The sequence below is a fragment of the Thermoanaerobacter siderophilus SR4 genome (assembly GCF_000262445.1).
Classification (GTDB): domain Bacteria; phylum Bacillota; class Thermoanaerobacteria; order Thermoanaerobacterales; family Thermoanaerobacteraceae; genus Thermoanaerobacter; species Thermoanaerobacter ethanolicus.
Genome location: NZ_CM001486.1, coordinates 2,351,203 through 2,363,350, shown reverse-complemented (window position 1 = coordinate 2,363,350; position 12,148 = coordinate 2,351,203). Strand labels below are relative to the sequence as shown.

Sequence of the window (12,148 nt, the reverse complement as noted above, 5' to 3'; positions counted from 1 at the left end):
GTATCAAAAAGGAGGATTTTTATGGAAAAACTCGGGATGAACGAAATTAGAGAAAAATTTTTAAGCTTTTTTGAAAGCAAAGGGCACCTGAGACTACCAAGTTTTTCTCTAATTCCTAAAAATGATAAAAGTTTATTATTAATTAATTCTGGAATGGCTCCTTTAAAACCCTATTTTACAGGAAAAGAAACTCCCCCCAGCAAACGAGTAACTACTTGCCAAAGATGTATAAGGACACCGGATATTGAAAGAGTGGGTAAAACAGCACGTCACGGTACTTTTTTTGAAATGTTGGGTAACTTTTCTTTTGGTGATTATTTCAAAAAAGAAGCTATTCCGTGGGCCTGGGAATTTGTAACAGAAATTTTGAAGTTGCCAGTTGACAGGTTATGGGTATCAATTTATGAGGAAGACGATGAAGCATTTGAGATTTGGAATAAAATAGTTGGGTTACCTCCTGAAAGAATTGTGAGGATGGGGAAAGAAGATAATTTCTGGGAGATTGGCACAGGACCTTGTGGCCCCTCTTCAGAGATTTATTTTGACAGAGGTGAAGAAAAAGGCTGTGGGAAGCCTACTTGTGGAGTTGGCTGTGATTGCGATAGGTTTATTGAATTCTGGAATTTAGTTTTTACCCAGTTTAATAAAGACGAACGAGGAAATTATCACAGGTTGCCAAATCCAAATATTGATACAGGCATGGGACTTGAGAGGATAGCCACAATAATGCAGGGAGTCGACAGCATATTTGATGTAGACGTAATAAGAGGCATTACTAATTTTGTGTCTAAGATTGCGGAAGTAGAATATGGAAAAGATGCAGAAAAAGATGTGTCTTTGAGAGTTATCACTGACCATATAAGAGGGATAACTTTCATGATATCAGATGGAATTCTGCCTTCTAATGAAGGAAGAGGCTATGTTTTGAGAAGGCTTTTAAGAAGGGCTGCAAGGCACGGTAAATTGCTGGGGATAAACGATACCTTCTTGTATAAAGTGGTTGATTCAGTCATAGAAAATTATGGAGAGGCATATCCTGAAATAATTGAGAGAAAGGACTATATAAAGCGAATAATCAAACTGGAAGAAGAAAGATTTAAGGAGACAATAGACCAAGGACTTACAATTTTACAAGATTATATAAGCGAACTAAAAGTACAAGGAAAAACCGTATTAGAAGGTTCTAAAGCTTTTAAACTATACGATACCTATGGGTTCCCATTGGATTTAACAAAAGAAATTTTGCAAGAAGCTGGCATTACTGTTGATGAAGAAGGATATACAAAGGAGTTGGAGAAACAAAGGATAAGAGCGAGAAGCAGCAGAAAAGAAGATAATAGTTTGTGGGAACAAGACATATATTCTACTTTAGGAGATATTAAAACAAAATTTGTGGGATATGATACTTATGAAAGCGATTCAAAAGTTTTAGCTATTGTAAAAGATGAAGAGCTTGTTGAGGAAGCAGAAGCTGGAGATGATGTGAGTATCATATTAGATGTTACTCCTTTCTATGCTGAAAGTGGTGGGCAGATAGGAGACAAGGGAGTTCTAGAGAATGAAAATGCTTTGATAAAAGTAAATGACTGTAAAAAAATAGGAGATAAGTTTATACACACTGGAACAATTGAAAGAGGTTTAATTTCAGTAGGAGATGAAGTAAAAGCTCAAATTGATGTGGTAAGTCGAAGGAATGCTGCAAGAAACCACACTGCAACTCATCTTCTTCATAAAGCCCTAAAGGAGATTTTAGGCGACCATGTTCATCAAGCTGGTTCTCTTGTGGCTGATGATCGATTAAGATTTGATTTTTCACATTATCAAGCGGTGACTAAAGAAGAGCTAAAGCAAATAGAAAATAGGGTTAATGAAAAGATATACCAAAGTTTAAATGTTCATATTGAAGAAAAAACTTATGATGAGGCAGTGAAAGAAGGGGCTGTTGCGTTATTTACAGAAAAGTATGGTGATAAAGTAAGGGTTGTAAAAATTGATGATTACAGCATGGAACTTTGCGGTGGAACTCATGTTAAAAATACTAACGAAATAGGGATTTTTAAGATTGTATCTGAAAGTGCAGTTGGTGCAGGTTTAAGAAGAATTGAAGCTTTAACAGGACTTGCTGCAATAAAATATTTAGGAGAGAAAGAAGAAATATTAAAAGAGGCTTCTGATTTATTAAAAGTCCAAGATAAAGAGATAATTTCAAAAATTGAGAGTTTGCAGCAAGTTTTAAAGACAAAAGATAAAGAGATAGAACAATTAAAAATAAAAATGGCTTCTATTTTGGCTGATAGTTTAATCAATTCTGCTATTTCATTAGATGGTATAAAAGTAGTGGTTTCAAAGGTTGAAGATTATGATAGTGAGGCTTTGAAGGCATTAGGAGATATTTTAAAAGATAAATTAAAAATTGCTGCAGTAGTATTAGCATCTTCTACCCCAGAAAAAGCTATATTTGTCGGTATGGCTACTAAAGATGTTGTTCAAAAAGGGATAGACATGGGAGCTATTATTAAAGAGGTGTGCAAAGTATCTGAAGGAAATGGCGGTGGAAGACCAGACATGGCTCAAGGAACAGGCAAAAATCTATCTAAGGTAGATGAAGCGTTAAACAAAGCGATAGATATTGTAAAAGAACAGTTAAAAAATTGAGAAAAGCTTGACTAGCCAAGTAAATATAGGTTATTATAAAGTTGATGGTAGTTAAATGTATCTAGAGGTGATATATTATGGTAGATAAAAACGAACAGACTCTGAGGTATCACGTTACAACTGATAGAAAAACTGTTAAAGAGATATTGACAGCAGTGTATGAAGCACTTTCTGAAAAAGGTTATAATCCAATTAATCAAATAGTAGGTTATATATTGTCTGGGGATCCTACTTATATAACCAGCCATAAAAATGCGAGAAATTTGATAAGAAAAATTGAAAGAGATGAATTAGTAGAAGAACTTTTGAGAGAGTATTTGTCTTCCCAAAAATAAGAAAAATGAAATTGCCTCACTTTGTGTGAGGCAATTTTAGAATGGAGAGGTTTCTTTGAGGATTATGGGTTTAGATGTGGGTGATAAAACAATCGGGGTAGCTATAAGTGACTTATCAGGCACAATTGCACAGGGACTTACTACTATTAAAAGAAGTAGTAACAAAAAAGATTTTGAGAGAATAAAACAAATAATAAATGAATATGAAGTGGGAATGATAATTGTAGGATTACCTAAGAATATGAATGGCACTTTGGGGCCACAAGGACAAAAAGTTGTGAGATTTGTTGAACACTTGAAGGAAGCTATTAATATACCAATAATATTGTGGGATGAAAGGCTTACTACAGTAGAAGCGGAGAGGGTTTTAATAGAAAAAGCTGATATAAGTAGGGCAAAGAGAAAAGAAGTAATTGATAAGCTGGCTGCAGTTCTTATACTTCAGAACTACTTAGATTCACAAAAAAATAAATAAATTTTTATTAAAAACTTGACAGTCTTTTTGGTATGTTATACAATTACATTATCTTGAAGTAGAATTGAGGTGAAATAGTATGGAACCAGAAATCATTCAGCTAATCGACGAGCACGGCCATGAAGTAGACTTCGAACTTGTAGCATCATTTGACCTTGACGATACCAGGTATGCAGTTGTGGTCCCTGTCGATGGTGATGGAGAAGATGCTTACATCCTGAGAGTGGAACAAGATGAAAATGGCAATGATATTTTTGTAGGGATTGAAGACGAAGATGAGTTCAATGATGCTGTCGAAGCATACAATGAGCTGATGGAAGAGTATGAAGAATATTATGATGATGAAGATTTTGACGATGAAGAGTAAATTAAAATTAGAATGAAATTAATTAAGATATACCGTTTTGGTATATCTTAATTTTATATACCCACAAAATTTAATTTCTATGTAAAAGGGAAATTGGATTCTCAATTGAAATATCTCTGTCCACTATAAAATTTGATATTTACTAAAAAATCGAAAAAAATATTTGACAATTGAAAATGAATATCATAAACTAATATTAGTTGATATTATTTGGCGGTGATTTAGATGAATGAAATTGAAAAATTTAAAGAAAAATTAAAAGATAAGGGATATAAGTTGACAACTCAAAGGCGTGTGATATTGGACGTCATTATGGAAAATAGGGATAAACATCTTTCCTCTGAGGAAATATATGACCTTGTAAGGCTAAAATATCCTGAAATAGGGCTTGCTACAGTTTATAGGACCCTTCAGTTATTTGAGGAATTAGGTATTGTCTATAAATTAAATTTTGACGATGGTCGAAATAGATACGAGCTATATCATAATGAAAACCATCAGCATCATCATTTGATTTGTTTAAAATGCGGAGCAGTTATAGAAATGGAAGGAGACCTTTTGGAGAATTTAGAAGAGGCAATAGAAGAGACTAAAGATTTTGAAATAATAGATCATAATGTGAAATTTTTTGGTTATTGTAGCAAATGTAGGAGCAGGTATAATTAAACTTATAGTGAGATTTTGGATTTTGTTTAAGAAATAATTTACATTAATAGGGTTGAAGTATTTTTTCAAATAAAGTATAATTTATATTAACTGGTGTAAGGTACGGGTAAGTTTTTTGGGTTTTTGGGGGAAAATAAAATTAAAGCTAAAAATATCTAATGAAAGGAGATAAGTATTTGGCACACAAGGCAAAACTTAAAATCATTCCTTTGGGCGGGTTAAATGAGATCGGCAAAAACATGACTGTTTTTGAATTCGGAAACGACATTATAGTTGTGGATTGCGGTCTCGCTTTTCCAGATGATGAAATGTTGGGAATAGATTTGGTCATTCCCGACATTACTTATTTATTGAAAAATAGGGAAAAGGTTAAGGCAATTGTTTTAACACATGGTCATGAAGACCATATTGGAGCTTTACCATATGTCTTAAAGCAACTTAATGTTCCTGTATATGGGACTCGTCTGACTATAGGTTTAGTAGAATATAAGTTAAAAGAGCATGGTATTTTAAAAGATAGTAAATTGATAACGGTGAAGCCAAGAGAGATTGTCGAAATTGGTCAGTTTAAAGTGGAGTTTATAAGAACCTCTCATAGCATTGCAGATTCTGCGGCTTTAGCTATTCATACTCCTGTTGGGACGGTTTTCCACTCGGGGGATTTCAAAGTAGACTTTACCCCTATAGGGGGAGAAATACCAGACTTACACCGCTTTGCCCAGTTAGGGGAAAAAGGTGTACTAGTAATGCTATGTGATAGTACCAATATTGAAAGACCGGGTTATACCATGTCAGAAAGGACAGTGGGAGAGACTTTTGACAGTATATTTAGAAAAGCAGAACAACGAATCATAGTGGCAACTTTTGCTTCTAACATCCACAGAGTTCAACAAATTATAGATTCTGCGCACAAGTATGGAAGAAAGGTTGCTATTTCAGGCAGAAGCATGTTAAATGTAGTTAATGTAGCGATGGAATTAGGCTATTTAATTGTTCCTGATGGCCTTTTGATTGATATTGATGAAGCCAATAAATTGCCTCATGATAAAGTTGTCATTATAACGACAGGCAGCCAAGGGGAACCTATGTCAGCTCTTACCAGAATGGCTTCTTCTGAGCATAAAAAAGTAGAGATTGTACCGGGAGATACAGTGATAATTTCTGCTTCTGCTATTCCGGGAAATGAAAAACTTATTTCTCGCGTCATCAACCAATTATTTAAAAAAGGTGCCAATGTAATTTATGAAGCATTGGCAGATATTCACGTATCGGGTCACGCCTGTCAAGAAGAGATTAAGCTACTTCATACATTAATAAAACCTAAATTTTTCATTCCTGTTCATGGAGAATACAGACATTTAGTTCAGCATGCTAAGCTTGCAGAGACTTTAGGAATGCCTCCACAAAATATCTTTGTAGTAGATAATGGGACAGTATTAGAGTTTACAAAAAATTCTGGAAGGATTGCAGGGACAGTAACAGCAGGGAAAGTGTTGGTAGATGGCTTGGGAGTTGGAGATGTAGGAAATATCGTTTTAAGAGATAGAAAACATTTGGCTCAAGATGGCTTGTTAGTAGTGGTGGTTACTATTTCTAAAGAGACTGGAGGAATTATAGCTGGTCCCGACATAATTTCCAGAGGATTTGTATATGTGAGAGAATCAGAGGATTTAATGGAGGAATCCAAAAATATTGTCAGAGATGTGTTATCAAAGTGTGAGAAAGAGGAAGTTAGCGAATGGGCTACTATAAAATCAATGATAAAAGACAATTTAAGCAGCTTCTTATATGAAAAAACTAAGAGAAATCCTATGATATTGCCAATCATAATGGAAATTTAACCAGGAGGCTCTTAAATATGAACGTCTACGACAAAGCTTATGAACTGGCTAATGCCATAAGACAGTTGCCAGAATACAAAGCTTTTAAAGAGGCGTATCAAAAAATAAATGAAAATGAGCAAAATAAGAAAATGTTAGAGGATTTTAGAAAAAAGCAATTAGAGATTCAAGCTAAAGAGTTGTCAGGTGAAAAAGTGGATCCTAAAGAAAAAGAAGTGTTAGAAAAGCTATGGGAGATATTAAATCTTAATCCAGAGTTAAGTTCGTACTTGTCTTTAGAATACACTCTTGGCAAGATAATGGATGATATACTAAAAATAATCATGGAACCGATGGAGATGAAGTAGATGAAAAGAATAGATACTAAGTACATTGTAAAGGCAGGAGCCATTGCAGCCATTTACTTTGTTGTTACTATTCTTTTGGGCAGTGTTTCTTATGGCCCTATTCAATTTAGAATATCTGAATCTTTAGTTGTATTACCCATGGTAGAGCCGGCAGCAATATGGGGGGTTTTTATAGGATGTTTATTAGCCAATATAGGAAGTCCTTTTGGACTTCTCGATATTTTAGGTGGAAGTTTAGTGACATTACTTGCTGCGTACCTTACATCAAAAACTAAAACTTTTTACAAAGGTATATTGCCTCCTATAATATTAAATGCCCTTATTGTTTCAATATGGGTAAGTTATTTCACGAAAATGCCCTATTATCTTGTAGCTTTATATATCGCTTTAAGTGAAGCTATTGTGACAGGTGTATTTGGGTATGTAGTGATTACAGTATACAAAAGATTAAAAGATAAGTATTCTTTATAAAAACAGGTAAGCAGAAGGTTTACTTTAGACTGTAGGCAAACCTTTTATATAACATGTTGGCATTTTGCATAAGTGTAGCGACTTGATAGAGCAGTAACTAAACTTAGCGAGGCTGAGAGGCGAAAGCGGGGCCGAAGCCAAGGAGGGCGGAGGCGGGCATTAAGTCAAGGATGACGAATGTGCCCGGAACCCCGCTTGAGCCCGAGGACGAGCGATAGTTTAGTCTGCGATATCACCGGAGCAAACGATGCAAAATGCCAACAACGATAATACTTTGTCTACAGTCTGAGGTAAGCGGAAAGCTTACTTGTTTTTATTTTTAATTAATTATATAATTTAGATATACCTACCCAAGGGAGAGAAATGTAATGAATAATGTCGAATACAAAAGAAAAAGTAGATTTGCTGTGGTAATAACGACTATAATTTTTTTGTTTTTCTCTGCTTTTGTATACTATCAAAGCTTTTTTCAACCAGTAACTACAAAAAGTGATGCGCCTCAAAAGATTATAAATATTCCAAAAGGGTATTCTACCGTGCAAATAGCTAAGGTGTTAAAGGAGAATAATTTAATTAAGAATGAGTGGTTTTTTATATGGAGAGCAAAAGTTTTAGGTGCTGATGGAAAATTACAAGCAGGAAAATATCTTTTAAGCCCTAACATGACTACTGATCAAATAATAGAAAAAATATTTGCAGGTAAAGCACAAAAGGATACAATAAAAGTGACAATTCCGGAAGGTTATTCTGTTAAAGATATAGCCAATAAGTTATCGCAATTAGGCTTAGTAAATAAAGATAAATTTTTAGAAGTTGCACAAAAAGATACTTTTAACTACGATTTTTTAAAAGACATACCTAAAGATAGACCAAGTAGATTAGAAGGGTATCTTTTTCCCGATACTTATCAAATACCTATAGAGGCTGGCGAAAAAGAAATAATAAATATTATGCTTAAAAGGTTTCAACAAGTTTATAATAGTACTATAAAGGATAATGCAAAATATGTAGGAATGACACCTGATCAAATTGTGATAATAGCTTCTCTGATAGAAAAAGAGGCTGTGGTAGATAAGGACAGACCTCTAATTGCAGGTGTTATATACAACCGTTTGAAAAAACATATGAAACTACAAATAGATGCTACTGTACAATACGCATTAGGGGAACACAAGGATAAGCTTTTGTACAAAGATTTGGAGGTAGATTCCCCTTACAATACCTACCAACACTATGGACTTCCTATAGGTCCCATTTGTAATCCTGGACTTAAATCTATTAAAGCAGCTCTTTTTCCAGCTAAGCATGACTTTTACTATTATGTTGCAAAGAAAGATGGGTCTCATATTTTCAGTATAACTTATGAAGACCATTTAAAAGCTCAGAAAGAAATTGAAGCAAATGAAAATAATAATACTAAATGAAAGGGTTGAGTTATGGAAATAACTCCAAATGATATAAAATTTATAAGATGGATAGCTCATAAATTTGGATATCCTTTAGATGAGATGGAGAAATATGCCTACGAAAATTATATCCCTATTGCAAAACCGGAGGTCGCTGATTTTTTAAGTTTTATTGTGAAGCTAAAAAAGCCTAACAATATATTAGAGATAGGTACTGCTATTGGCTATTCTACTATAATAATGGCAAAAGCTTATTCAGAAGTTAGTGTAGTCACTATTGAAAGGGATATAAATTTGGCTGAAATAGCTAAAGAAAATTTTAAGAAAGCAAAAGTAGAAGATAGAATCGAACTTATTTGTGGAGAAGCACAGCAAGTTCTTCCAAATTTAACCAAGATGTACGATTTGATTTTTGTAGATGCGGCGAAAGGGCAATATATAGAATTTTACAAAGAACTGAAAAGACTTTTAAGCAAAGAGGGCGTAATCTTGTGGGACAATATTTTGTATAAGGGATATGTTGTAAATGAGAAAAATGTAAAACATAAGAGAAGAACTATTGTGTACAGAATGAGAGAATTTATAGAAATATTATATCAAGATAAAACTTTGTACACGGTAATTTTGCCTTTAGGAGACGGATTAGCGGTAAGCTTTAAGGAGGAATAATCATGTTAGAGCTTTTGGCACCAGTTGGAGATTTGGAAAGATTAAAAATAGCTATAAATTACGGAGCAGATGCGGTATATTTTGGAGGGAAACATTATAGTTTAAGGGCTTCTGTTGGTTTGACTCTTGAAGAGATAAAAGAAGCAATAAAATATGTGAGGAAAAGTGGAAAAAAAGCATATATTACTATAAATATCTTTCCCCACAATGAGGATTTGGAAGGATTGCCTGAATACATTAAATCAGTTGTTGACCTTGGCATAGATGCTATTATTCTTTCTGACCCAGGGATTTTTTCTATTGTAAAAGAAGTAGCTCCTGAAGTAGATGTTCATATAAGTACGCAAGCAAATAATGTGAATTATAAAAGTGCTCTGTTTTGGCATAATTTAGGTGCAAAAAGAATAATTTTGGCAAGGGAACTATCTTTAAAAGAGATAAAAGAGATAAGAGAGAAGACACCAAAAACTTTAGAATTAGAGGCATTTGTCCACGGGGCTATGTGCATTTCTTACTCAGGAAGGTGCCTTTTAAGCAATTACCTTACAGGAAGAGATTCTAATAAAGGTGAATGTGCACAACCTTGCCGGTGGAAATATTATCTTGTAGAAGAAAAAAGGCCAGGAGAGTATATGCCCATTTTCGAAGATGAAAGGGGCACATATATTATGAATTCTAAAGACCTATGCATGATAGAGTACATTCCAGAACTTGTTGAGGCTGGAGTTACAAGTTTTAAAATTGAGGGAAGAAACAAAAGTGCCTACTATGTTGCTGTAGTGACACGGGCTTACAGAAAGGCGATTGACGATTACCTTGAAAAAGGAAAAGATTATGTTTTTGACAAAAAACTTCTTGAAGAGGTTTCTAAAGCAAGTCACAGAGGATTTACCACAGGGTTTTATTTTGGCAAACCAGGTCCTGATGCTCAAAATTATGAGTCTTCAAAATATATACGGACTCATGATTTTGTAGGAATTGTTAAAGATTATGACCCAAATACAGGAATTGCTGTTGTAGAGCAAAGAAATAGGATGTTTGTGGGAGATAAAATTGAGATTATGGGTCCTAAAGTAGAGTTTGAGCAGCAAATTGAAAAAATGTGGGATGAAGAAGGAAATGAGATTGAAGTAGCTCCCCATCCTCAAATGATAGTGAAAATTCCTGTAAAGTATCCTGTAGAAGAATTTTTTATACTGCGTCGAGAAATTAAAAATTAGGTTAAAACTTGCTCCTTTTGGGAATACTTTTTCCTGAAAGGAGCAAAGTTTTATGGAAAATAGAAATTATAGGATTGTTTTTTTGAGGGTAGTTTTGTCAATTTTAACGTTAACATTGATTTTTAGGCTTTTTTACATTCAGGTAATCAAAGGAGATTTTTATTCTCAAAAAGCAGTGGAACAAAAAATTAGAAGCTTTAAAATTTTGGAGAGAAGAGGAGAAATATACGACAGGAATATGATTCCTTTTACTGATAGAGAATATAAAGAATATATATTTGCGATACCTAAAATGTTAACTGACAAAGAAAAAGCCGCTAAGGTTATAAGTGAAATTGCCGCAGTAAACTGTGAGGATGTGTTAAAATCCTTAAAAAGTGCAAAAGATTATGTGGAATATGAAGTTAAATTTAACTCAAACAACAAATTACCTATAGGCATTTTTAAGTTAGCTTTGCCTCAAAGGTATTCGCAAAATTCTTTAGCAAGACATGTAATAGGGTATGTAGGAGAGAAAAAGATGGGTTTAGAAGATACTTTTAATGAAATTTTAAATAGCAAAAGGGAAGATAGCATTGCAGTGTTTACTGATGGGAATAATACTGATTATATAAAAGGGTTAGGAGTAAGGTTAAAAACTTCTGGAAAAGAAGTTTTGGGGGTAAAAACTACTCTTGATTATCACATACAAAAGGCAGTAGAAGATGCTCTTGACAAGAATATGGTAGATGGAGCAGCAGTGGTATTAGATATAAAAACAGGTGATATACTTGCAATGGCAAGTAGGCCTAATTTTGACCAAAATAATATTCAAGCTTATTTAAATAGCTCTAACGAAGAATTTATAAACAAAGCTGTCTCAATGTATCCACCTGGCTCTATTTTTAAAATTGTAATAGCTGCTGCAGCGTTAGAATATAATAAAGTGAATTTACAGGATACTTTTTATTGCAGTGGTAGTTATGATATAAATGGAATAGTATTTCACGATTACAAAGGAGAAAGTCATGGAGTAATAAACATGGTAAAAGGTTTTGCAGTTTCCTGCAATACTACTTTTATAAAGATTGGGCAAATAACAGGGGCCAAAAATATTTTGGAGATGGCGAGAAAATTTGGAATAGAAAGTGATGATGGTCTGCCAATACCTGAGCAAATAGGGAGATTGCCTAAATTGTCTGATACTTATGGAGCAGGTATTGGGAATTTGTCAATAGGGCAAGGAGATGTGCTGATGACGCCTCTTCAAGCAGCTGATATCGCAGCGACAATAGCTAATAACGGTGTTAGGAATGTTCCACGTTTAGTGACTGCAATAGTTGATGAAGAAGGGAAAGAAATTGAAAAATTGTCTCAGAAAAAGTCTTACAGGGTGATAAGCGAAAAAACAGCCAAAATTTTAAAAGGAATGATGAGAGAAGTGGTTATTGACCAAGAAGGAACAGGAAAAAGGGCTGAGACTACCTATGGCAGTGCTGGTAAAACAGGTTCTGCTGAAGTTAGCAAGGAGCTAAATATATATCATGCTTGGTTTACAGGTTTTGTTCCTTTTGATAAGCCTAAATATGCAATTTCGATTTTTGTAAAAAATGGAGATACTGGAGGAACTAAAGCTGCCCCTCTTTTTAAAGAAATAGCGGAGGAAATAATGAAATATTGATGTACGTGCACCATTTTAAATAAAACACATATAATA

The 12,148-nt window shown here is 34.0% G+C and carries 12 protein-coding genes; all 12 read left to right on the top strand.

All coding sequences use genetic code 11. The features are described 5' to 3' along the window. Positions 1 to 21: 21 nt before the first annotated feature. Complete coding sequence (alaS, locus tag THESIDRAFT1_RS11720; RefSeq protein WP_003869795.1) at positions 22 to 2,655, top strand: alanine--tRNA ligase; 2,634 nt, start codon at positions 22 to 24, stop codon at positions 2,653 to 2,655. Between the two features lie 77 nt (positions 2,656 to 2,732). Beyond that, the gene (locus tag THESIDRAFT1_RS11715) at positions 2,733 to 2,990 is read left to right on the top strand and encodes an IreB family regulatory phosphoprotein (protein WP_003869796.1); all 258 of its coding nucleotides are present in this window, start codon (positions 2,733 to 2,735) and stop codon (positions 2,988 to 2,990) included. A gap of 55 nt (positions 2,991 to 3,045) precedes the next feature. Continuing rightward, on the top strand, positions 3,046 to 3,465 hold the full coding sequence (ruvX, locus tag THESIDRAFT1_RS11710) for a Holliday junction resolvase RuvX (protein ID WP_003869797.1): 420 nt from the start codon (positions 3,046 to 3,048) through the stop codon (positions 3,463 to 3,465). A gap of 79 nt (positions 3,466 to 3,544) precedes the next feature. Next, entirely contained in the window at positions 3,545 to 3,832 is a 288-nt protein-coding gene (locus tag THESIDRAFT1_RS11705; protein WP_003869798.1) for a DUF1292 domain-containing protein, read from the top strand. 225 nt (positions 3,833 to 4,057) lie between these two features. Beyond that, complete coding sequence (locus THESIDRAFT1_RS11700) at positions 4,058 to 4,498, top strand: Fur family transcriptional regulator (RefSeq protein ID WP_003869799.1); 441 nt, start codon at positions 4,058 to 4,060, stop codon at positions 4,496 to 4,498. A gap of 176 nt (positions 4,499 to 4,674) precedes the next feature. Beyond that, positions 4,675 to 6,339 (top strand): ribonuclease J, encoded by a 1,665-nt coding sequence (locus THESIDRAFT1_RS11695; protein ID WP_004396470.1) that lies wholly within the window; start codon positions 4,675 to 4,677, stop codon positions 6,337 to 6,339. 17 nt (positions 6,340 to 6,356) lie between these two features. After that, complete coding sequence (locus THESIDRAFT1_RS11690) at positions 6,357 to 6,686, top strand: YlbF family regulator (protein WP_003869801.1); 330 nt, start codon at positions 6,357 to 6,359, stop codon at positions 6,684 to 6,686. Then, on the top strand, positions 6,687 to 7,157 hold the full coding sequence (locus tag THESIDRAFT1_RS11685; protein WP_006570476.1) for a QueT transporter family protein: 471 nt from the start codon (positions 6,687 to 6,689) through the stop codon (positions 7,155 to 7,157). A 368-nt stretch (positions 7,158 to 7,525) separates the two neighbouring features. Next, positions 7,526 to 8,581 (top strand): endolytic transglycosylase MltG, encoded by a 1,056-nt coding sequence (gene mltG / locus THESIDRAFT1_RS11680; protein ID WP_003869803.1) that lies wholly within the window; start codon positions 7,526 to 7,528, stop codon positions 8,579 to 8,581. Positions 8,582 to 8,593: 12 nt separating this feature from the next. Continuing rightward, the gene (locus THESIDRAFT1_RS11675) at positions 8,594 to 9,232 is read left to right on the top strand and encodes an O-methyltransferase (RefSeq protein WP_003869804.1); all 639 of its coding nucleotides are present in this window, start codon (positions 8,594 to 8,596) and stop codon (positions 9,230 to 9,232) included. Between the two features lie 2 nt (positions 9,233 to 9,234). Next, positions 9,235 to 10,452: a peptidase U32 family protein gene (locus THESIDRAFT1_RS11670; RefSeq protein WP_003869805.1), complete on the top strand. Its 1,218-nt coding sequence runs from the start codon at positions 9,235 to 9,237 to the stop codon at positions 10,450 to 10,452. 52 nt (positions 10,453 to 10,504) lie between these two features. Next, positions 10,505 to 12,112: a peptidoglycan D,D-transpeptidase FtsI family protein gene (locus THESIDRAFT1_RS11665; protein ID WP_006570475.1), complete on the top strand. Its 1,608-nt coding sequence runs from the start codon at positions 10,505 to 10,507 to the stop codon at positions 12,110 to 12,112. Positions 12,113 to 12,148 lie beyond the last annotated feature (36 nt).